The organism is Streptomyces sp. NPDC005794 (assembly GCF_042871445.1).
In the GTDB taxonomy this organism is placed as follows: Bacteria; Actinomycetota; Actinomycetes; order Streptomycetales; family Streptomycetaceae; genus Streptomyces.
The window spans coordinates 58,653-82,021 of sequence record NZ_JBIAIN010000021.1 but is presented as its reverse complement, the minus strand read 5'-3'; the positions used below and the strand labels follow the sequence as shown (position 1 = coordinate 82,021).

General features: G+C 71.4%; 11 protein-coding genes. 6 read left to right on the top strand and 5 right to left on the bottom strand.

Annotation, left to right across the window (positions count from 1 at the left end; genetic code table 11):
* The first annotated feature begins 329 nt into the window (after window positions 1–329).
* Window positions 330–545, top strand: coding sequence for a type II toxin-antitoxin system VapB family antitoxin (locus tag ACFYQ5_RS28930; protein WP_389201773.1), 216 nt, complete (start codon window positions 330–332; stop codon window positions 543–545).
* Complete coding sequence (locus ACFYQ5_RS28925) at window positions 542–964, top strand: PIN domain nuclease (protein ID WP_389201772.1); 423 nt, start codon at window positions 542–544, stop codon at window positions 962–964. Before ACFYQ5_RS28930 ends, ACFYQ5_RS28925 begins: the two co-directional genes overlap by 4 nt.
* 412 nt (window positions 965–1,376) lie before the next feature.
* On the opposite strand, the gene ACFYQ5_RS28920 is transcribed toward ACFYQ5_RS28925, so the two are convergent.
* Together ACFYQ5_RS28920 and ACFYQ5_RS28915 are read right to left on the bottom strand one after the other, a co-directional pair.
* Window positions 1,377–1,745, bottom strand: coding sequence for an ArsR/SmtB family transcription factor (locus ACFYQ5_RS28920; protein ID WP_389201874.1), 369 nt, complete (start codon window positions 1,743–1,745; stop codon window positions 1,377–1,379).
* Window positions 1,746–2,052: 307 nt separating this feature from the next.
* On the bottom strand, window positions 2,053–2,814 hold the full coding sequence (locus tag ACFYQ5_RS28915; RefSeq protein ID WP_389201770.1) for a thioesterase II family protein: 762 nt from the start codon (window positions 2,812–2,814) through the stop codon (window positions 2,053–2,055).
* A gap of 977 nt (window positions 2,815–3,791) precedes the next feature.
* Here ACFYQ5_RS28915 and ACFYQ5_RS28910 point away from each other — a divergent pair.
* On the top strand, window positions 3,792–18,242 hold the full coding sequence (locus tag ACFYQ5_RS28910) for an SDR family NAD(P)-dependent oxidoreductase (protein WP_389201768.1): 14,451 nt from the start codon (window positions 3,792–3,794) through the stop codon (window positions 18,240–18,242).
* A 165-nt stretch (window positions 18,243–18,407) separates the two neighbouring features.
* On the opposite strand, the gene ACFYQ5_RS28905 is transcribed toward ACFYQ5_RS28910, so the two are convergent.
* A complete protein-coding gene (locus ACFYQ5_RS28905; protein ID WP_389201766.1) occupies window positions 18,408–19,649 on the bottom strand; it encodes a PucR family transcriptional regulator in 1,242 nt (413 codons plus the stop codon).
* 188 nt (window positions 19,650–19,837) lie between these two features.
* On the opposite strand from ACFYQ5_RS28905, the gene ACFYQ5_RS28900 reads away from it, so the two are divergent.
* From ACFYQ5_RS28900 to ACFYQ5_RS28890, 3 genes are all read left to right on the top strand, one after another.
* Entirely contained in the window at window positions 19,838–20,140 is a 303-nt protein-coding gene (locus ACFYQ5_RS28900) for a hypothetical protein (protein WP_389201764.1), read from the top strand.
* Between the two features lie 181 nt (window positions 20,141–20,321).
* Window positions 20,322–20,966, top strand: coding sequence for a dihydrofolate reductase family protein (locus ACFYQ5_RS28895; RefSeq protein ID WP_389201762.1), 645 nt, complete (start codon window positions 20,322–20,324; stop codon window positions 20,964–20,966).
* 157 nt (window positions 20,967–21,123) lie between these two features.
* Window positions 21,124–22,254 carry a hypothetical protein gene (locus ACFYQ5_RS28890; protein ID WP_389201761.1) on the top strand — a complete coding sequence of 377 codons (1,131 nt, stop codon included), beginning with the start codon at window positions 21,124–21,126 and terminating at the stop codon, window positions 22,252–22,254.
* A 15-nt stretch (window positions 22,255–22,269) separates the two neighbouring features.
* Here ACFYQ5_RS28890 and ACFYQ5_RS28885 read toward each other — a convergent pair whose 3' ends face one another.
* The gene (locus ACFYQ5_RS28885; RefSeq protein ID WP_389201758.1) at window positions 22,270–22,680 is read right to left on the bottom strand and encodes a VOC family protein; all 411 of its coding nucleotides are present in this window, start codon (window positions 22,678–22,680) and stop codon (window positions 22,270–22,272) included.
* A gap of 10 nt (window positions 22,681–22,690) precedes the next feature.
* Window positions 22,691–23,134, bottom strand: a complete 444-nt coding sequence (locus tag ACFYQ5_RS28880) for a helix-turn-helix transcriptional regulator (protein WP_389201872.1) — start codon at window positions 23,132–23,134, stop codon at window positions 22,691–22,693.
* Between the last annotated feature and the right edge of the window lie 235 nt (window positions 23,135–23,369).

The window sequence follows — 23,369 nt, the reverse complement described above, 5'->3', positions numbered from 1 at the left end:
CCGACAGCGGATCCGATGGCTGCGATGTTAGGGAGGTCAGCCATGTGGCATCAACTGCGCATTGCAGTGCTCATAGAGGGGAGGTGACCCCACCGGCACAACCCAGCGCGCGGAAGATTGACAGAATGCCCAAGAATATCCCTTATGCGCCTGCATAGATCCGCGGATATCAGACTTCCCGCCCACGCATCGCTGTCTCGTGGTGTGAACACCCTCAACATACTGCCCGGCACCGACCACTCTGGGGACCCAGGCATCGACACCATCAGGACCCGAGACATCCACTGAGATATACTCGACTCCATAATTGATATCTCAGGAGGTGCTCGATGAGCCGTACGGTTATCGACCTGGACGACGATCTGCTGGCCGACGTAGCCCAGGCTCTGGGTACCGGCACCAAGAAGGAAACGGTCAATACCGCTCTGCGCGAGGTGCTCGAGAACCGCCGACGGGCGCTCGCCCTCACTCGGCTGCGGGCTGCCGCAGGCGATGGAGGCTTCGATCTGGATCTCTTCGCGGACAAGAGGGACTACCGGCGGTGAGCGCGGCGCAGTTCCTGATCGACACCAGCGCGCTCGCCCGATTCCTCCGCGACGACGCCGAGCAATACGGCTGGGACCAGGCCGCCACAGCAGGACTCATCGCGACCTGCCCTGTTACCGAGCTGGAGTTCTTCTACAGCGCCCGCTCCGCCGCAGACCGTGCGCGCGGCATCGAGGACCTGCGAGTGCTGTTCGGCTGGGTGCCCGTCGATGACCGCGCCTACGACCGCGCCTGGCACGTTCAGGAGTTGCTGACCCAGCGCGGCCAGCACCGCAGCGCGGGAGCTGTGGACCTCGTCGTTGCCGCGACCGCGGAGCTCCAGGGACTGACCCTCCTGCACCGCGACCACGACTTCGCATGCATCGCCGCCGTCACCGGCCAGGCCATGCAGTGGTACGGCCCGGAGGCCGGCAAATGAACGGGCATCAGGTCTCAGTTCTGGTCTCGTTCGCAGGCGTACTCCATAGTTCGGCAAGCCCGTAGCCGCCGCCTCCGCCCAGGTCGGGATGCCCGTACCCGTCCCCGTGCAGCCGGGCGAAGGCTTGGGAAGCGTGTTGGGGGCAACCCCTCACGAGTTCGCATCTCGTATCCTCCGCCATTGCTCTCACCGGGCAGTACGTCGAAGGTGAGCGGCGGCGTCCAGCGCCCCGACCAGGGCGCCCGGCTGGGCGCGCGGCTGGGCGCGCGCCACTCGCGTCTCGGGGTCGACGGTGATCGTCTTCATCGCCGAGAGGGACCAGCACGCCGCCGGGCACCGCGTACCCGTCCGAGCCGCACACCACGCCGGCCGGGCATGCGCACTCCCGCGTCAGCGGATGATCCGTTCCGCTCTACTGAGTCGCTGACCTGCGCCGCTGGAGCGCGGTGTCAGGTTCGTCGGCCTGAAGATCGGCAAGCAGTTCGGCCTGGCCCGTCAGCACGCCGGACAGGATGGTTCGCGCCACCCGCAACAGCTCCGCCACGTGTGGGTTGGTCAGCGAGTAGTAGACGGCGGAGCCCTCGCGACGGGGGACGACCAGGTTGGATCGGCGCAGGACGGCCAGTTGCTGGGAGAGGTGGGCCGCTTCGATGCCGATCTCGGACAGCATCTCGGAGACCGCGTGCTCGCGCTGGCTGAGGAGTTCCAGGACGCGGATACGCACCGGGTGTCCGAGGGTTTTGAAGAACTCCGCTTTCAGCTGGTACAGCGGCGCGCTCACCGAGCGGACCCCGTTCCGCGCGGGGCCGCCGGACAGCGAGACGGCCGGCCGGCCGCTGTCGTGCGAGTACCTGGTGGAGCGCCGCGCAGTGTGCCGCATCCGAAGGAACGGCCCTACCGAGGTTCCAGCCTCAGGACGCCCTGCTCACCCGGCTCGTCACATGTGGGCAGCACGTGGGGGGCAGCCTTTCACGCGTTCGAAATCCCGTACGCGAGGACGACACGCCGAGTGCCGCCGGGGACCCGGCCACGGAGCAGGGGCGCGTTCCCCTCCGTCCCGGGCGTCCGCCCCCTCGTCGCCGCCGCGTTCAGCGGGTCAGAGCGATGACATGGTCGCGTACGACGGACGCCAGAGCCGCAGTGTGGTCTGCCAGGTAGAAGTGACCGCCGCTGAAGCTGAGGAGGTCGAACTGTGCCGATGTCCGGGCATCCCAGTGGCGCATCTCGGCCGGGGACGCCACTGGATCGCTGTCGCCGGCCAGGGCGAGCACCGGGCAGGAGAGCAGCGGCCCCTCGGTCTGCCGGTAAGTCTCCACGGCCTGGTAGTCGGCGCGGAGAGTCGGCAGGAACAGGGCGCGCATCTCCGGGTCCTCGAGCACGCGCGTGTCCGTCCCACCCAGTCGCCTGATCTCTGCCACGACCCCGTCATCGTCCCGCCGGTGCACCTCACGCGCCGGCCCGTCACCGTGTGCGCGACTGCCGGAGACGATGAGGGTGACGGGCGGGCTGCCGGCCGCGGTCAGCCGTCCGGCCACCTCGTAGGCGACCACCGCTCCCATGCTGTGTCCGAACAGGGACAGCGGTCGGTGGGCCCACGGACCCAACGCCTCCACGCTGTCGTCGACCAGCTGGTCGATGGTGCCGACGAGGGGCTCGGCCCTGCGGTTCTGGCGCCCCGGGTACTGGACCGCCAGAACGTCGATGCCAGGGCTCAGCGCGGCGGAGAGCGGCCGGTAGTAGTTCGCAGCGCCGCCGGCGTGCGGGAAGCACACCAAGGTTGCTTCCGCGCCGGGGGACGAATGGAACTGCTGTATTCCCTTACTCGTGGCGCGGGCGGCGTGGCTCACCATGGTTGCTCCTCGACGGTGGGTCCGTAGCGGCAGGACACCCGCCCGGGGGCGATCTCCGGCGGGAGCATCGCCGAGGCGGGCCGCGTCCTTTCGCGCCGACTCTTCGCACGGGCATGTGACCGACGAAGGGACGCTGACGGTGGATGTGCGACGAACGCGCTCGCTTCTCGACGAACGCGCTTATGGAAACAGGTTATTCGACGTCGGCCCGGACGAATAGCCTGACGATCCGGCCTGGATGGTCCGTACCAAGAGCGTGGCCGGTGGTGATCGGGGGGTGTGACCAGGCCATTGTTCACTCGCCTCCACCGATCTGTCCAGCGACCCGAGGCAGTTCGGAGCACCGCACTGCGGATGATGTGAGAAGTGGGAAATGGAGAGCGGGGCGAGCCGTTACCCCCTGTTGACCAATTCCCCGGTTTCTGCCCTGTGTTCGGCAGTCCGACAGGGCCGAGAATCGCCCGGGAATGGGGCGCCACCCGTCATGCGATTCCCTTGCCCACGGCCCACGGAACACCGAGTCAGGGGGTGGGTGACACCACCGGGCAGTGTAGGGAGAGCCCCTTGATGGCGAATCAGCGGCATGCCTAACGTGAACCCACGCGGATCGCGCTCAAGACCTGCAGTTGCCGACCGTTTGTCTGCGGCGAGACCGAAATCCGCTCTGCCGGAAAGACACCTGAAGGCGAAAGTTCACTTGCTGCCTCATGCGATTCACAGATTACACAAAACCTCCTCACAGCACGGCAATGAGGCTGTGTGCGTGTACGTGTAGATCCGTGTCTGCTTCCCGGGTGACACCGGAAATACACACAAGCTACACGCGGCCCTGTCCCTTCGTTCCGCCGTCCAATCCCGACGGATGACATTCCGCAACCACCTTCCTGCCTTCCTTCGCGCTGCGGTGCTCTCACACGCCGTGTGACCGATGCACCCCAGCAGGGATTTCGTCACTGCCGCAAGATGGGAACAGTGCCATGAGCGTTTCTCCAGAGGCCCCCGATCCCCGCGACGACATCGCAGTCATCGGACTGTCGTGCCGCCTGCCCGGTGCGGCTGATCCAGACGCGTTCTGGCATCTGCTCAGCGCCGGTGCGAACGCTGTCACCGAGGTCCAGGACGGGCGGTGGGACGGGCCGGCGCTCTACGATCCCGACTCCACCCGCCTGGGCAGGACCAACTCGCGCTGGGGCGGATTCCTGGAGGACGTCGGCCACTTCGACGCCGAGTTCTTCGGCATCTCCCCTCGTGAGGCCGCGGCCATGGATCCGCAGCAGCGGCTCATGCTCGAACTCAGCTGGGAAGCGCTGGAGAACGCGGGCATGGTGCCCGACGCGCTGCGTGGCGCGCAGGTCGGCGTCTTCGCCGGCGCGATCGGTACCGACTACGCGACGCTCAGCCAGCAGCAGGGCCTGGAGAGCATCGACCACCACACCGTGGTCGGTCTGAGCCGCGGCCTCATCGCGAACCGCGTGTCGTACGCGTTGGGACTGCGGGGTCCCAGTTTCGTCGTGGACTCCGCCCAGTCCTCCTCGCTCGTCGCCGTGCACCTGGCCTGCGAGAGCTTGCGGTCGGGTGAATCCGAACTGGCGCTGGCCGGTGGCGTGCACCTGAACGTCGCGCCTGACAGCACGGTGGCGGCCTCGAAGTTCGGCGGGCTGTCGCCCGACGGACGCTGCCACACGTTCGACGAGCGGGCCAACGGCTACGTCAGGGGTGAGGGCGGCGGCCTCGTCGTCCTGAAGCCCCTGCACAAGGCACTGGACGACGGCGACACGGTGTACTGCGTGATCCGGGGCAGCGCGGTGAACAACGACGGGGCGAGCGACGGCCTCACCACCCCTGACGCCTCGGCGCAGGAGTCCGTCCTGCGGACGGCGTACGAGCGGGCGGGCGTCGAGCCGAGCAGGGTGCAGTACGTCGAACTGCACGGCACCGGCACCAAGGTCGGCGACCCGATCGAAGCCGCCGCGCTGGGCGCGGTGACCGCTCCCGGGCGGGCGGCCGACGCACCGCTCGCCGTGGGGTCGGCCAAGACGAACGTCGGCCACCTGGAAGGCGCCGCGGGCATCACCGGGTTCCTCAAGGCGGCCCTGGCGATCCGGTACGGCCAACTTCCCCCGAGCCTGAACTTCGAGCGGCCCAACCCCCGCATCCCCTTCGCGGAACTCGGGCTGCGCGTGCAGACCGAACTCTCCGACTGGGGCCACCCGGCCCACGACCGGCTGGCCGGCGTGAGCTCCTTCGGCATGGGCGGGGCCAACTGCCACGTCGTCCTGGCCGGCGCGCCCCGGACGGTGCCGGCCGCTCCGCAGGAGACGCCTGCCGCCCCGGCGGTCGCCGGTGGGACGCCGGTGCCCTACGTGCTCAGTGCCAGGAGTGCGGCCGGCGTGCGCGGCCAGGCCGCGCGGCTGCACGCGTTCCTGGCGCGACGGCCCGGCATCGACCCCGTCGGCGCAGCCTCCACGCTGCTCACCTCCCGCACGCTCTTCGACCACCGGGCCGTCGTCCTGGCTCCGGACGGAGACGCTCTGCGGGCGAGCCTCGACCGGATCGCGCACGGTGCCCCCGGGGAGGGTGCCGTCGTGGGACACGTGGGCTCCTCGCATGACACCCGAAAGGTCTTCGTCTTCCCCGGCCAGGGCGCCCAGTGGGCCGGCATGGGCAAGGAACTCCTGGCCTCCTCCGCCGTGTTCGCCGACTCCATAGCCCGCTGCGACCGGGCACTCGGCGCCCACGTGGACTGGTCGTTGACCGAAGTGCTGGCCAACGGGGAAGGACTGGATCGGGTCGACGTCGTCCAGCCCGTCTCGTGGGCCGTCATGGTGTCCCTCGCGGCCATGTGGGAGGCGGCAGGCGTGTCGCCCGACGCCGTGGTCGGCCACTCCCAGGGGGAGATCGCGGCTGCCGTCGTCGCCGGCGCGCTGTCCATGGAGGACGCGGCGAAGGTGGTGGTGCTGCGCAGCAGGCTGATCGCCGACCGGCTGGCGGGGCAGGGCGCCATGACGTCGGTCGGCCTGCCGGTCGACGAGGTGCGTGCACAGATCCAGTCCCACCCCGGCGTCTCGGTGGCCGTGGTCAACAGCCCGAGGTCGACCGTGCTCTCCGGCGATCCGGGGGTTCTCGAGGGCCTGGAGGCCGAATGGGACCGGACCGGCGTCAGGGTCTGGCGCATCGCCGTGGACTACGCCTCGCACAGCCCGCAGGTGGACTCCCTGCGGGATGAACTCCTCGACGACCTGGCCGGCATCACACCGGTCGCCGGGCGAGTGCCCCTGATGTCGACGGTGGAGTGCGCCTGGCTGGACGGTGACGCCCTGGACGCCGAGTACTGGGTGCGCAATCTGCGCGAGCCGGTGCGCTTCAGCACGGCGGTCCAGGAGCTGCTGGCCGCAGGTCACACCGATTTCATCGAGTGCAGTCCGCACCCCGTTCTGACAGCGGCCGTCGCCGACATCGCCGACGAAGCGGCCGTGGCGGGCGTCTTCACGACCGGTTCGCTGCGGCGCAACGAAGGGGGGCTGGAGCGGTTCCTCACCTGCCTCGCGGAAACGTACGTGCGAGGCGCTCGCGTCCGCTGGACCGAGTTCCTTCCCGACGGCATCGAGCCGTTGCCGGCGCACGAGCTTCCGACGTACGCGTTCCAGCGGCGGCGGCACTGGATAGCCGCCGGGCCCTCACGCCCGAACGGCCCCGCGCCGGCCGTCACCGCGCCGTGGGACGCGGACGCCGAGCCGGAGCGACAGGAGACCGACGCGCTGGTCTCCGCGCTCGACCTCGTCCGTGCGCAGACCGCCCTGGTCCTGCGCACCGATCCGGCGGACGTCCAGGTCAACCGGTCGTTCAAGGACCAGGGTTTCGACTCGGTCATGGCCGTGGAGCTGCGCAACCGGCTCAACGCCGCCACCGAACTCGCGCTGCCGTCCGGCGTCGTCTTCGACCACCCCACCCCTGAGCGCCTGGCCGGGGAGATGGACGCCCTGCGCGGCACGGGTGGCGCTTTTACCGCGGTGGCCGAGGCGGTGCGGGCCTCGGTGATACCGGTCGAGGACGATCCCGTCGCCATCGTCGGCATGAGCTGCCGGTTCCCCGGGGGCGTCCGGTCCCCGCAGGATCTGTGGCGACTGGTGTGTGACGCGGAGGAGGCCCTGGGCGACTACCCCACCGACCGCCACTGGGACGTGCTGGACCCCCTCGTCGGGGGTGCGGCCGGTGAGGGACGTCCCCGCAAGGGCGGCTTCCTCTACGACGCGGCCGAGTTCGACGCCGAGTTCTTCGGGATCGCACCGCGCGAGGCACTCGCGATGGACCCCCAGCAGCGACTGCTGCTGGAGGCGTCATGGGAGGCGCTGGAGGCGGCCGGCATCGTGCCGGACACCCTTCGGGGCAGCCGGACGGGAGTCTTCGCCGGGGCCATGGCGGGGGACTACGGGACACGTCTGCACGAAAGCCCGGACCATGTGGCCGGGCATCTCCTGACCGGTCAGGCGGGCAGTGTGGTGTCGGGCCGGGTGGCGTACAGCCTCGGGCTCGAAGGGCCCGCCCTCACGGTGGACACGGCGTGCTCGTCGTCCCTCGTGGCGCTCCACCTCGCCGCCCACTCGCTGCGTCAGGGCGAGTGCTCCCTCGCGTTGGCCGCAGGCGTCACGGTGATGAGCACGCCCGGGATGTTCACCGAGTTCGGACGTCAGCGTGGACTTGCCCCGGACGGCCGCTGCAAGGCGTTCTCGGAGACGGCGGACGGCACCGGATGGGCGGAGGGCGTCGGTGTCCTGGTGGTGGAGAGGCTGTCCGACGCCCGGCGCAACGGTCACCGCGTCCTCGCGGTGCTGCGGGGTTCCGCGGTCAACCAGGACGGCGCGTCCAACGGCCTGTCCGCGCCGAACGGGCCCTCGCAACAGCGGGTGATCCGCCAGGCGCTGGCCGGCGCCGGCGTGTCGGCGGCCGGGGTCGACGCGGTGGAGGCACACGGCACCGGTACCGCGCTGGGCGACCCGATCGAGGCGCAGGCGCTTCTGGCGACCTACGGACAGGAACGCGACGCCGAGCATCCCCTGTGGCTCGGCTCCCTGAAGTCGAACATCGGGCACACCCAGGCCGCGGCAGGTGTCGCCGGCGTGATCAAGATGGTCATGGCCCTGCGACACGGCGTACTGCCCCAAACCCTGCATGTGCAGGAGCCCTCTCGGAAGGTCGACTGGACCGCGGGCTCCCTCGCGCTGCTCACCCGGGCGCAGCCCTGGCCCGAAGGCGAGCGGGCCCGGCGTGCGGCTGTCTCCTCCTTCGGCATCAGCGGAACCAACGCCCACGTCATCATCGAGCAGGCGCCCCCGGGCGAGCCGGCCGGCGACCGGCCGGAGCAGCCCCCCACGACGGAGCGGACGGCCCTTCCGTGGGTGGTCAGTGGGAAGTCCCCGGCCGCCGTGGCGGCCCAGGCGGAGCGCTTGCGCTCCTTCGTCGCGGCGCGGCCTGAACTGCGGCCGTCGGACATCGCGTACTCACTGGCCACGGCGCGTACCGCCTTCCCGCACCGCGCCGTCGTCGTCGGCCGCGACCACAAGGAGCTGCTGTCGGGGCTGGAGGCCCTGGCGGGCGGCCGCAGCGCCCCGGGCGTGGGCAAGGGACACGTCGTACCGGAGGGCAAGCTTGCCTTCATGTTCACCGGTCAGGGCGCCCAGCGCCTGGGTATGGGCCGGGAACTGCACGCTGAGCACCCGGTGTTCGCCGCCGCGTTCGACGCCGTGGTGGCCGAGCTGGACAGGCATCTGGACCGTTCGCTGCGCGAAGTCGTCTGGGGTACGGACAAGGAACTGCTGGACCGCGCGGTCTACACCCAGGCAGCATTGTTCGCCGTCGAGGTCGCGCTGTACCGGCTGTTGGAGGACTGGGGGATCCGGCCGGACTACGTCACCGGCCACTCGATCGGAGAACTGACGGCCGCACACGTGTCCGGCGTGCTGTCCCTGCCGGACGCGGCGCTCCTGGTCGCGGAGCACGGCCGTCTGATGCAGCAACTGCCGGCGGGCGGCGCCATGGTCGCCGTCCAGGCTGGCGAGGACGAGGTGCTGCCGCACCTCACCGACCGGGTGGGCGTCGCGGCCGTCGACGGCCCCGAGTCGGTCGTCCTGTCCGGTGACGAGGAAGCCGTACTGGCGCTCGCCGACGAGTGGGCGCGACGCGGCCGCAGGACGCGCAGGCTGGAGGTCGGCCACGCCTTCCACTCGCCCCTGACGGAACCCATGCTGGAACGTTTCCGCAGCGTTGCGGAAGGTCTCACCTACGGCGCCCCGGGCATCCCCCTCGTGTCCAACCTCACCGGGCGCGGCGCGTCCGCACAGGAACTCGGTGACGCCGAGCACTGGGTCACGCAGGCACGGGACACGGTGCGCTTCGCCGACGGCGTCCGCCACCTCAGGGAACAGGGCGTCACCCGCTTCCTGGAACTCGGCCCGGACGGCGTGCTGAGCGCGATGGCACAGGGCTGCCTGGACGACACCGGCCGGCTGATCCTGCCGGTACTGCGCGAGGACAGGCCCGAACCGACGGCGCTGGCCCTCGCCGTCGGCCAGTTGTACGCGTCGGGCACGGAGATCGACCGGGCCGCCTGCTTCTCGGGCACGGACGCCCGCGTGGTGGAACTGCCGACGTACGCGTTCCAGCACGAGCGTTACTGGCTGGAACCGCTCGCCGTGGAGGCGGACCTCGCGTCCGCCGGCCTGATCCCCATGGGGCACCCGCTGCTGGCGGCGGCCGTGCAGCTGGACGACGGAGCGGTGCTCACCGGCCGGCTCAGCACCCGGCGCCTCCCCTGGCTCGTCGACCACCGGGTGGCCGGTGCCCTCGTGGTGCCGGGTACGGCGCTGCTGGAGACGGCGGCGCGGGCCGCCGAGCAGACCGGCCACGGCGAGGTCACGGAACTGCTGCTGCACGCTCCGCTGGTCATCGCCGACGGTGAGGCGACCGACGTACAGGTGAGGATCGAGGCGACGGGCACCCCCGGTGTCTCCGCGCTCCACCTGCTCGCCCGGCGCGCCGGTGCCGACGAGTGGACCGCGCACGCCACGGGGACGCTGGGCGGGGAGCCGGCAGCCGCACCGGAGGGCGCGGAGTCCTTGACCGCGTGGCCTCCGGCGGGCGCCGTGGCGCTGGACATCGAGCACCACTACGACGAACTCGCGGCACGCGGCCTCACGTACGGTCCGGCCTTCCGCGGCGTGCGGGCGGTCTGGCGGGACGACGACGAACTGTTCGCCGAGGTGCGGCTGCCGGACGCCGACGCGGCGCAGAGCGGCAGGTACCTGCTGCACCCCGCGTTGCTGGACGCGGTGCTGCATCCGCTCGCCGCAGGTGAGCTGTTGCCCGACGCGCAGGGCGCGCGGCTGCCGTTCTCCTGGTCCGCCGTACGCCACCATGCCCGCGGAGCCTCGGCTCTGCGCGTGCGGATGCGGAGGGAAGGACCCGACACGGTCCGCCTGACGGCCTGGGACACCCAGGGCGGCCCCGTCCTCGAGGCCGGTGTGGTGCTGCGTCCGGTGTCGGCGGCGAAACTCCGGCTGGCGCTGTCCGCCGGCCGCGAGGAGCCGCTGTACCGGATGGTGTGGGAACCGCTCGGGGCTGCGACCGCGAGCGGTGGGCAGGCTCCGTCGGCGCGGCGATGCCTGGTGGTCGGCGACGGTCCTGTCGTCGAGGCGGTCCACGACCACCTGGCCGGTGCCGCCTCGGCGGTCGACCGCGTCAGCGATGTCGCGGGGACGACACCCGAGCGGGTGCGCGCCGGGCTGGCCGCGCTGCTGGAGCGGATCCAGTCGTGGCTCGCCGGGCCACGGCACGAGGGCGAGTCCCTGGTGGTGATCACCCGGCAGGCGTGTTCGACCGGTCCCGACGCGGCGGTCGATCCGATGCACGCGGCCGTCTGGGGACTGGTCCGGACGGTGCAGACCGAGCACCCCGGGCTGGTGCGGCTCATCGACACGGACGGGACGCCGGACGCGCCCCAAGGGCTCTCCTCGGCCCTGGCCGCCGCGGCACCGCAGCTCGCGGTGCGGGGCGGTGAGCTCCTCGTCCCGCGACTGCAGCACGTCGAGGCATCGGCCGGCGCTCCGTCGCCGGCGGCCGACCCGGGCGGTGACGCCGGATCAGGGTGGGCGAACGCCTCGGTGCTGGTGACCGGGGCGGGAGGCGTGGTGGGTTCGGCGCTCACCCGTCATGTCGTAGCCGCTCAAGGGGTCGGCCATGTCGTCCTCATGAGCCGGCGTGGCGCGGCGGGACCGGGCGTGACCGAACTCGCCGACGAGCTCCGGGAGCTGGGGGCCACGGTCACCGTCGCCGCCTGTGACGCGGCCGACAGCGGGCAGGTCTCCGCGGTCCTGGCGGACATCCCCGCCACACACCCGCTGCGGGGCGTCATCCACGCCGCGGGGACGCTGGCGGACAACCTCGTCGACACTCTGACTCCCGACGGGTTGAACGCCGTGCTCGGCGCCAAGGTGGACGCGGTGCACGTGCTCGACGCGGCCACCCGGGAACTGGAGCTGGACTGGTTCGTGGCGTGCTCGTCCGTCGCCGGCTGGTGGGGGACCGCCGGACAGGCGAACTACGCGGCGGCGAACGCGTGTGTGGACGCGCTGATCGAGGACCGGCACCATGCGGGTCACCGCGCGCTGTCCCTCGCCTGGGGGCTGTGGGAGGAGAAGAGCGAACTCTCCGGGCACCTGAGCGACGTGGACATCCGCAGGATGGCACGTGTGGGGATCGAGCCGCTGTCCACGGCGGACGCGCTGCGGGCGTTCGACCGTGCGCTCGCGCGGCGGGAACCGGTCCTCGCACCGGTCCGGCTGAGCGCGGTCGGGCTGCCGGGTGCCGCCACGGAATCCCTTCCGCCCTTCCTCGCGGCACACGCCTCCGGTGCGCGCGTCCCGGCCCGCGTGCACGCGGCACAGCCGCAGCCGACGAGCCCGGCCCCCGTCCCGGCCGGCTCTTCACCCATGGCACTGCCGCCCACGGGGGAGCAGCGGCGTCAGACCCTGACGGACCTCGTCCGCACGAGCACCGCCGCGGTCCTCGGACGGCAGGACCTTCGTGAGGACCAGTGGGAAGCGTCGTTCTCGGAGCTGGGTGTGGACTCGCTGATGTCCCTCGAGCTGCGCGGGATCCTGAACGCCGCCACGGGGCTCCGGCTGCCGCCCACCCTGCTGTTCGACCGGCCCACCCTCGCGTCGCTGGCTGATCACCTCGTGCAGACCCTCGACGCGGGGGAGGAGCCGGCGGCGGCCCAGGTGCCGCAGAACGCGGCCACCACGGCCGTGGAGGACGACCCGATCGTCATCGTGGGCATGGCGTGCCACTACCCCGGAGGCGTCGATTCCCCCGACGACCTCTGGAACCTGGTGGCGAGCGGTTCCGAGGGCGTGACGCCGTTCCCCACGGACCGTGGCTGGGACTTCGAGACACTGTTCGCCGACGATCCGGACCTGCCGGGCACCAGCCACACACGGTCCGGTGGCTTCCTGCACGACGCCGCGATGTTCGACGCCAAGTTCTTCGGCATCTCCCCGCGTGAGGCGCTCGCCACCGACCCGCAGCAGCGACTTCTGCTGGAGACGTCCTGGGAGGCGCTGGAGCACGCGGGCATCAACCCGCAGACGCTCAAGGGCTCACCGACCGGCGTGTTCGCCGGCGTCATGTACCACGACTACGGCTCCCGCCTCCACGAGACCCCGGACGGCATGGAGGGCTATCTGATCAACGGCAGCCTGGGCAGCGTGGCGTCGGGCCGGGTCTCGTACGTCATGGGGCTGGAGGGTCCGGCCATGTCGGTGGACACCGCGTGCTCGTCCTCCCTGGTCGCGTTGCACCTGGCGAGTCAGGCACTGCAGCGGGAGGAGTGCTCACTGGCTCTCGTGGGCGGGGTGACCGTGATGTCCATCCCCAGCACGTTCATCGACTTCAGCCGGCAGCGGGGGCTCGCGCCGGACGGACGCTGCAAGGCCTTCTCGGCCGACGCGAACGGCACTGGATGGGCCGAGGGCGTGGGTGTGCTCGTCGTCGAGAAGCTGTCGGAAGCCCGGCGCAACGGCCACCGGATCATGGCCGTCGTGCGTGGCTCCGCGGTGAACCAGGATGGTTCCTCCAACGGTCTGACCGCCCCGAGCGGTCTCGCCCAGCAGCGCGTCATCCGGCAGGCCCTCGCCGACGCGGCCCTGTCCCCCGAGGACGTCGACGTGGTCGAGGCGCACGGCACGGGCACCGCCCTGGGTGACCCGATCGAGGCCCAGGCGCTCCTGTCGACGTACGGACAGGACCGTGAACGACCCCTGTGGCTGGGTACGCTGAAGTCCAACATCGGGCACAGCCAGGCGGCCGCCGGGGTGGGCGGCGTCATCAAGACCGTCATGGCGATGCACCACGGTGTCATGCCGCGGACGCTGCACGTGAGTGAGCCCACACCGCACGTCGACTGGAGCTCCGGGGCGGTCCGGTTGCTGACCGAGCAGCGGACGTGGCCGACGGAGCAGGGCCCGCGGCGAGCGGCCGTCTCCTCCTTCGGCATCAGCGGCACCAACGCCCACGTGATCCTGGAGCACCCGGCGGACCCCGCCCCGGCGGACCCCGCCCCGGCGGACCCCGCCCCGGCGGACCCTGCCCCTGAGCGGCCCGCGACGAACGTGCTTCCCTGGGTGCTCAGCGGCACGACGCGCAATGCCCTCGTGGCCCAGGCGACCCGTCTGCTCGACTTCGTCGACGGGCGGCCCGAAGCGGACGGCCGCGCGGTCGCCGCGACACTGGCCTCGGGGCGCGCGACCTTCAGGCACCGTGCCGTCATGCTCGGCGCCGATCACGAGGAGCTCGTCAGCGGACTGTCCGCCGCCGCGCGGAGGGAACCGCATCCTCACGCCGTTCTCGCCGACGACACCCGCGAGGCGGGGAAGACCGCGTTCCTGTTCTCCGGGCAGGGCAGTCAGCGGCCGGCGATGGGCCGCGAGTTGTACCGGGCGTTCCCCGCGTACGCCGAGGCGTTCGACGCGGTGAGCGCGGCCCTGGAGGTCCATCTGGACCGCCGGCTGACGGATGTCGTCTTCGCCGACGACCCCGAGGCGGCCACGGTGCTGAACCGCACCGAGTACGCACAGCCGTGTCTGTTCGCCCTGCAGGTCGCCCTCTTCCGGTTGATCACCTCCTGGGGGGTGCGTCCGGCGTACCTGGCCGGCCACTCCGTCGGCGAGATCGCGGCGGCGCACGTGGCCGGCGTCCTGTCGCTGCCGGATGCCGCCGCACTGGTCACGGCGCGTGGCCGTCTGATGCAGGAACTGCCCGACGGCGGCGCCATGGTCACGGTCCAGGCTCCGGAGGACGAGGTCAGGGCCCTGCTGGCGGGTCATGACGCCGTCGGTGTCGCGGCTGTCAACGGGCCCGCCGCCACGGTCGTGTCGGGCGACAGCGGGCAGGTCGCGGACATCGTCGGACAACTGGAGCGGCGCGGCCGCAGGACCCGTGCGCTGCGTGTGAGCCACGCGTTCCACTCGCCGCTCATGGAGCCCATGCTCGACGGCTTCCGCGCCGTCGTGTCCCGGATCGACTTCGGCGTGCCGCAGATCCCGCTGGTCTCCACACTCACCGGCGCACAGGCCGGAACCGGCGATTTCACCTCGGTCGAGTACTGGCTGACGCACGTGCGCGAACCCGTCAGGTTCCACGACGGCGTGCGCGAGCTGGAAGCACAGGGCGTGCGGACGCTCGTGGAGCTGGGACCGGACGGAACACTGTCCGCCCTGGCCGCGGGATGCCTGCAGGACCCGTCCGGTGCCACGCTGGTCCCCCTGCTGCGCAAGGACCGGCCGGAGAACAGGGCGCTGCTCGAGGCGGTGGCCCGTCTGTTCGTGCAGGGCGCCCCCGTGCAGTGGAGCTCGGTGCTCGGTGAGGCGGGCGGGGCCCAGCCGCCGCTGCAGCTGCCCACCTACGCCTTCCAGCGGGAGCGGTACTGGCTCGACCCGGCTCCCGCCCCCGCCGCCCGCCCCGCCGCGGACCTGCCCGGTCAGCTGGGACATCCGCTGCTGAACACGGCGATTCACCTCGCGGGCGGCGCAGTGGCCCTGACCGGCCGGTTGTCCACCACGGACGCGGAGTGGCTGCCGGATCACCAGGTGGGCGGTGCCGTCGTCGCGCCGAGCACCGCGATCCTGGAGATGCTGGCCGCGGCCGGACAGCGGCTCGGTGCCCCGCGGGTCGCCGAACTCGTCCTGCGCGCGCCGATGGTGATTCCCCCGGAGAACGACCTGGACGTCCAGTTGTTCGTGTCGCCGCCCGACGGTCAGGGACTGCGCGACGTGAGCGTGCACTCCAGGGCCGCCACGGCCGGGGACGACGTGCCGTGGACCGACAACGCGACGGCCCGGCTCACGGCGCAGGGAGAGCGGAAGGCTCCGGAGGCCGACACGATGCCGGCCTGGCCGCCCGGCGGAACGGAGAGCTTCGACCTGGAGGGGGCGTTCGCCGACCTCGAATGGCAGGGCCTTCGCTACGGACCCGCCTTCCGGGGCGCCGGCCATGTCCGGTACCGGGACGGCGAGGTCTTCGCCGAGATCGAACTGCCGGAGCACGTGGCGCAGGAAGCGCGGACCTATCTGCTGCATCCGGCCCTGCTCGACGCGGCACTCCATCCGCTGACAGCGCCGGGAGTCCTGCCGGCAGCCGCAGGACTGCGACTGCCGTTCTCCTGGGCAGGTGCGGAGATCCACAAGCACGGCGCCGCCCGCCTGCGCGTCCGGCTCGTGCAGACCGGTGACAACACCGTGGCGTTCACCGCGTGGGACCCGGACGGCAGTCCGGTGATGACGGCTGACGGCCTGACCCTGCGGGTGATGGGACCGGACGAGCTCAGGGCGCTGGAGAGCACGCCGCAGCAGTTCCTCTACGAAGTGCGGTGGACGCCGGTACCGGCGGTCTCACCGGCGGCCGACGGTCCGGCGTACCGGTACCTGATGCTGACCGGGGACGCCGGGACGGACACGGCCGGCGCCCGTCTGGCGCAGGGTGGCAGGGACGTCCGCCTCCTGCGGTGCCTCGACGGTAACGCCCCGGCTCCCGCACAGGTGCGTGCCGCACTCTCCGCCGTCCTGACGGAGGTACAGGGCTGGCTGGCCGAGGAACCGGCTCCGCACGAACGTCTGGTCGTCGTCACGCAGGGCGCGGTCATGACGGACGGGCAGTCCCAGGGCGGTGACCCCGCTCAGGCAGCGGTCTGGGGCATGCTGCGCGCGGCACAGACCGAGCACCCCGGACGACTGCTGCTGGTCGACCTCGACGCGGACCCCGCGTCGGTCGACGGGCTTGCGGCACTGCTGTCGGACGGCGAGCCGCAGATCGCCGTCCGGGCCGGGAAGGCACATGCTCCCCGGCTGGTCACGCCGGCGGTGGACGCCACCGGACAGACGACGGCCGACACTCTTCCGGCGGACTCCGGCACTGCCTGGGCGACGGCCTCCCTGCTGGTGACGGGAGCAGGTGGCGTGGTGGGCTCGGCGCTCGCACGGCACGCGGTCCGTACACACGGTGTGGGCCACGTGGTCCTGCTGAGCCGACGTGGCGAGCGGGCTCCCGGCATGGTGGAGCTGGCGGACGAGCTGCGCGCTCTCGGTGCCACGGCCTCGATAGAGGCTTGTGACGTCAGTGATCGCAGTCAGCTCGCGAGCGTCCTGTCACGCGTACCGGCGGACCGTCCGCTGCGCGGTGTCATCCACGCGGCCGGTACGACCCAGGACGGCACGTTCCGCGAACTGGTGTGGGAGAGGCTTGAGGGACTGCTGCCGTCGAAGGTGGACGCCGTGCACCACCTCGACGAACTCACCCGGGATCTCTCGCTCGCCTGGTTCGTCGTGTGCTCGTCGGCCGCCGGCTGGTGGGGCAGCGCCGGACAGGCGAACTACGCGGCGAGCAACGCGTGCGTCGACGCCCTCGTGCAGCGACGCCGCGCGGCGGGACACGCGGCACTGTCCCTGGCCTGGGGGCTGTGGGCGGAGCGCAGCGAGCTGAGCGGTCACCTCGACAGCGGTGACCTGCGCCGGCTCGCGCGTCTCGGCATCGCTCCCCTCGCCACCGTGGACGCCCTGACGGCCTTCGACACCGCGCTGGTGGCGGACAATCCCGTGCTGCTGCCTCTGCAGCTGGACGCCCGGAATCTGTCCGACACCGAGGCCTCGCCGCTCACACCGCTGCTGCGCGACCACCTCCGTCAGGCGTCGGCGGCGAAGCCGTCGGGCCAGGCGGAAGGCGCGAGGCCGCTCGGGGAGATGCTGGCCCCGCTGGACGCGGACGAGCGGGCGAAACTCCTGGAGTCGGTGGTGGCGGAGGAAGTCGCGGCGGTCCTCGGGTTCACCACGACGGAGGATGTCGAGGCGGACCGCGACTTCTTCGAGATCGGGTTCGACTCGCTGACCGCTCTCGAACTCAGGAACCGCATCGAGAAGCTGGTGGGACAGCCCCTCGCAGCCACCGTGGTCTTCGACCACCCCACTCCGGATGCTCTGGCACGGTACCTGCACACGCAGGTCACCGTCCCGGCCGGAGAGACGCGGCCTTCGGTGAGCGTCGTCGAGGGCGGGCGTGAGACTGCGGCGGTGCCCGAGCCGGTGCTTCCCCTGGAGGGACGGACCGTCCTGCTGACAGGAGCCACCGGAGAGCTGGGGCAGCTGTTCGCGACGACGATGGCGGAAGCCGGGGCGAACCTCGTGGTCACCGGGCGCGACGTGGACAGGCTCGGTCTTCTCGCGCACCGGCTTCGGGAACGGCGGGCCGAAGTCCTCGCACTGCCGACGGACCTGGGTGATCGCGAGTCGATGCCGCGGCTGCTGGAGGCGGTCGGCGAGCGGTTCGGTTCGGTCGACGTCCTGGTGAACAACGCGGGAGTGACCGGCCCGGCCGGCCCCCTGTGGGAGACGGACGACGACGCGTGGTGGCACGCCATGGAAGTCAACCTCCGTGGAGGCACCCGCGCTTGCCGCGCCGTCCTGCCAGGCATGATCGAGCGGGGCGGTGGCCGTGTCATCAACATCGTCAGCTCTGCGGGGAAGCACCGGTGGCCTCTTGTCTCCGGGTACTCCGTGTCGAAGGCCGCGTTGATCAAGCTGGGTGAGAATCTGGCGCCCGAACTGGAGGGGACGGGAGTCACGGTGTTCAGTTACCACCCCGGCCTTGTCGACCTCGGCATCACCAAGCGGCAGATCGAGGGCGGGGTGACCGGAGAGCGGTGGAGCGACGAAGTCCGGGTGTGGCTGCTGGCCCAGCGCGAGGGCCGGCGGCTCGCCGACCCCCGTCGCTCGGCGGAGATGCTCATCCGTCTGGCCGCGGGTGAGGCCGATCCGCTGTCCGGCCGTTACCTCACCGTGGACGACGACATCGCCTCCATGCTGAAGTCCCGGCGACCGGTCAGGTGAGCGGCACGGACAGGTAGCACGGCCGGCCCGGCGGGTTCGGCGCCACCGGCCGGTGAGGCGGTCTCCTCCCACAGAGGATTCCCCTCGCCGGCCGGGGCCTGTACGGGGCGCCGTACGGTGCGGGCGGCGACGGCCTCGCCCGGCCGACGGCCGCTCCCGAAGGGCTCACTCGTCGGTGATCCTGGACATCTCGAAGGCGAAACGGAAGGCGAAGTCACCTGCGTTCAGGGGCCGGTCCACGACCTCCGAAGCCCGGTTGAGGCGCTTGACGAGGGTGTTGACGTGGACGTTGAGGCGTCGGGCGGCTCGGGTGGGGCTGCCGAGTTCCTCGAACCAGACGCGGAGTGTCTCGTACAGGACCGCGTGACGCGGTTCGACGAGGCTCCCGAGCTGGCTCCGGACGAAGTGCCGCGCCAGTTCCACGTCACGGCTGGCGAAGACCAGCGCGACGACGTCGCAGAAGGAGACGATGCTGTTGGCTTCGCCCGGTGCGTCGGAACGTGCGAGCTGCGGCACGGCCCGGTCGGTGAGGGACTGGGTCTCCAGCGCCTCGCGATGAGTGATCCGAAAGCCGACGCCGCCGTGGTGGGGCATACCCAGACTGATGCGGATGCCGGCAGGCACGGCCGTACGGGCACGCAGCTCGTCCAGCCCGGGGGCGTTCTCCGGGACGCTCAGCCATCCGTGCAGAGCACACTCGCCCGGCAGCACCACCAGGCCCTGCCGTGCTTGCAGTTGGGACCGCAACCGCGCGGCGACCCCCCTCAACACGGCTTCGGTGGCTCCAGGGCCCCACACCACGAAACCCACGTGCCGGGCGTTCATCCGGTAGCCCAGCCGCCGCTCGGCCTCGACATCGTCCAACTCGCCCGCCAGCGCCTCCCGGACGGCTTCCAGTACGTCGGAAGTCTCGCGACGCTGCAGTCGCTCCTGCTCCTGGCTGTAGACCGCCATCGCCTGGGACAACGCCGCCCGGCGGAACTGGAACAACCGGCCCGCCACCACCGACAGCACCTCGGCACGGTCGCTGTCCCCCGACCAGCCGGCGCTGTCTCTCAGATCCCTGCTGAAGGCGTCGAGCAGCTCGTTCCCCGCTACGTCGTAGCTGAGTACGAGATCCACGAGGCTGATCCCCGCTGCGGGGAGCCACCGTGCCAAATGCTCCGCCGCTTCGGGCAGCGAAGCCCCACCGGTGAACTCTCCTGTGACCACCGCCTCGCTGAGGCCCGGCAGGAAGGAGAAGCACGCTGTCCGGAAAGCGAGTTCGGTCTCACGGCCGCTCGTGACGAAGGAAGGAACGGCCGTGACGCACGCCTGGAACACCGTGTCCGCAAGGGCGTCCCGATGTGCGTCGACCCATTCGGCGAAGGCGGTGACACGATGGGTGTCAGGCGAAACGGTGCTCATATTGTGCAATTTACAACGATCTTTGCAGCGAATGAGCGCCGCGAGGTCACATTGCGGTGAACTCTGACCTCTATCAGTCACGAGCCCTCGCCGGTAGGACTCATCGGCGTGGTCCTGGTGAACCGCCCGCACCCGGCCCGCGTTCCACCGCGTGACCGCCCCCACCCGGCACAGGAGACCAACCGGACATGACCGACAAGGATGTTGAGAAGACCGACGAGCGGGGTGACGCCCCGGAGCCCTGGTGGGCGGATCTCGGGACGTGGGGGGCTGTCGCGCTGATCGCCCTCGGGGGTCTCGCGGCAGCGTGGGCCTTCTTCCGGCTGCCCGGCGCCCCGGAGGAACCGGTGGCCGGCTACTACCAGGCCGCCAAGGTCGTCGCCATCGGCCTGGTGATCGTGGGCACCTCCTTGCTGAGCCGTCGGCGCGCCGGGGCCGGGGTCACCGAGGAGACGCACGAGGCGGAAGGTGCTGACGCCACCGGCCGGTGAGCAGGGCCGGACCGCGGCGATGCCTCGTCGTCCCACTCACGGGCGTACGCCGGTCCCGGCGGGCCTCAGCCGCTGGTTCCGCCACGGATTCGGTCTCGTTCAGCCCTGTCCGGAGCGTCCCAGCGATGAGTTCCGCCTTCCCTGGCAGTCTCAGCACCGTCGTCGAGCACAGGAGGAACCCGTGGGACAGCTGCTGAGGGTCCAGAACTTCACCGTCTCGCAGGACGGATTCGGAGCCGGTGAGCACCAGAGCCTCGAGAGACCGTTCGGCCACGCCGACCCCGGGGCCATGTTCGCCTGGGCCGGTGCCACGGCGAGCTGGCCCAACCGCACGGACCCCGGCGGAAGCCGCGGCCTCGACGACTACCTCACGCGGGACTTCTCGCGCAACATCGGCGCCGAGATCATGGGCCGCAACAAGTTCGGGCCCCAGCGCGGGCCCTGGCCGGACCTGGAGTGGCGCGGCTGGTGGGGGGACGAACCCCCCTTCCATACACCGGTGTTCGTCATGACCCACCACACGCGCCCCTCGTTCACGCTCTCCGACACCACATTCCACTTCGTCGACGCCGAGCCCGCCCAGGTACTCGCACAGGCGCGAGAGGCGGCGCAGGGCAAGGACGTCCGGCTCGGCGGCGGGGCGACCACCATCCGGCAGTTCCTCGACGCCGACCTCGTCGACGCCCTGCACGTGGCGGTCTCGCCGGTGCGGCTCGGATCCGGGGTACGGCTCTGGGAATCACCCGACGAGCTGCTCGACCGGTTCCACCTCGACGTCGTGCCCAGCCCGAGTGGTGTGACGCACCACCTGTTCTGGCGAAGGTGACCGGCAGCCCGCTCCCTTTGACCGAAACGAGTGCCGCTCCGGCCCGCCACGCCTACAACCAACAGGGACCGCCGGGAGTCTGGCCCCGTGGCCGACAGGGCGTACGCCCCACGCGGCCACCAGGAAGCTTTGTCTCACCGCGAAGGAACGCTCACTGATGCTCGCACGGCACCTCTTGCGCACCGCAGCCGTCTCGTTGGCTCTCGGCTCCACCCTGCTCACCGCCGGCGGTGCCGGCGCGGCGGGGTCATCCGGCTGGGAGGTCTCCCTCTCGGGCAGCAGCCCTGCCGGATCCCTGCTGTCGGTGTCCTCCGTCGACGACGACCTCGCGTGGGCGGTCGGCAGCAAGGACGGACAGGGCGCCATCATGCGCTGGGACGGCGTGGAATGGAGCGAGGACACCGCTCCGGGGCTTCCCGACGTCTGGCAGTGGTCAGCGGTCAGCGCTGTGGCCGCGGACGACGTCTGGGCCTACGGGTCGGTGGGCAGGGACCAGGCGCTCGTGCACTACGACGGCGAACGCTGGAGCACCGTCCCGACGGCCGGCGCCGCCGACCAGGCCTGGCCCGAGGTGCCGATCGACGCCGTCCCCGGCCGGCTCTTCAAGGGCGGCAACGCGCTCTACACCTACTCCGGCGGCACGTGGGAGACCTTCGCACTGCCCCCTTCCGTCGACATCCGGGACATCGAGGCGCTCTCGGCGGACGACGCCTACGCCACCGGTATGCGGTACCCGGTGAAGGGCGGCCACCCGGTGACCTACCACTGGGACGGGACCACCTGGACGCTGATGGACACGCCGCCCGTGCGCGCCGGTACGGACACCGCCACGGTGGCCGCCGAGTCCCCGGACAGCGTCTACGTCGCGGGGTGGGCCACCGATCCCGAGGTCACCGAGCCCATACCGAGCGTCGTCCACTGGAACGGCACCACCTGGGAGGACGTCACCGGGGCACTCGCCACCTTCTACGTCCACGCCATCGCACCCGACGGCCACGGCGGTCTGTGGGTCACCGGCAACGACCAGGCGGAGCCGGCCCATGCCGGGCCGGTCTTCTGGCACTTCGACGGCACCACCTGGACCAAGGAAGCCGGAGCCACGGCACCTGACGGCGACACCCGGTGGCCGTCGTACACCTTCTACGACCTGGCCCCGGCCGGCGACTCCGGAGCCTTCTGGGCCGTCGGCGACTACTCCACTCCCCTGGACGCGCACGGCGACCGGACGGTCAACGGCCTGATCGAGCGGTCCACGGCGCCCTCCACAGCGGTGACCGGCGGCAGCTGAGGCCCTGCGGAGAGATCAGCGCACTTCCTGGATGCGGATCAGGTTGCCGGCGGGATCGCGGAAGGCGCAGTCGCGGACGCCGTACGGCTGCTCGGTCGGCTCCTGGACGACCTCGGCGTCACTCGCCTGCAGCTTCTCGAAGGTGGCGTCGAGGTCCTTGGTGGCCAGGAGGATCCAGCCGTAGGTCCCCTTGGCCATCATCTCGGCGATGGTGCGGCGCTCGTCCTCGGTGATGCCCGGGTCGACGGCCGGCGGTGCCAGCAGGATGGATGTGCCGGGCTGGCCGGCGGGGCCGACCGTGATCCAGCGCATCGTGCCGGCCCCGACGTCCTTGCGGACCTCGAAACCGAGGATGTCGCGGTAGAAGGCGAGGGTGGCGTCCGGGTCGTCGTGCGGGAGGACGCTGGTGTGAATGGTGATGTCCATGGCCCTCACGCTAGCGGCGGTCCGGTGTGCGTGCTTCTCGATTCCTGACCGGTCGGGTGACCTGTTTCGCCACGCACGGCGGCACCCCCTCCGTCCCGCTCTCCGCCTGGCGCCGGTAGGCGCTGGGGGGCATCCCGACCAGTTCGGTGAAGCGGGTGCTGAAGGTGCCGAGAGACGAGCAGCCGACCTCGAAACAGACGTCGGTGACGCTGAGGTCGCCACGCCGCAGCAGCGCCATCGCCCGCTCGATCCGGCGTGTCATGAGATAGCTGTACGGCGACTCCCCGTAGGCGAGCCGGAACTGGCGGCTGAGGTGGCCCGCCGACATGTTCGCGCCGCGGGCGAGCCCCTCGACGTCCAGCGGTCGCGCGTACTCCCGGTCGATCCGGTCCCGCACGCGGCGCAGCCGGGCGAGGTCGCGCAGCTGCTGGGCCTCTGCGGGTCTGCTCGTCACCTGTGCGATCGTGCCACGCCGGCCGGACCGGCGCAGCGGGATCCACCGCGAGGCCGCCTCCCAGGTGAAGGCGTCCGGGGCGGTGAACGGCCCGCTGTCGCCGACGATCGTGAGCCGGTGCACCGCGGCGGGGGGGGGCCCCCCCCGGGGGGGGGGCCCCCGGCGGGGGGGGGGGGGGGGGGCCCCGGCGCGGGCGCCCCCCCCCCCCCGGCGGGGGGGGGGGGCCCCCGCCGGC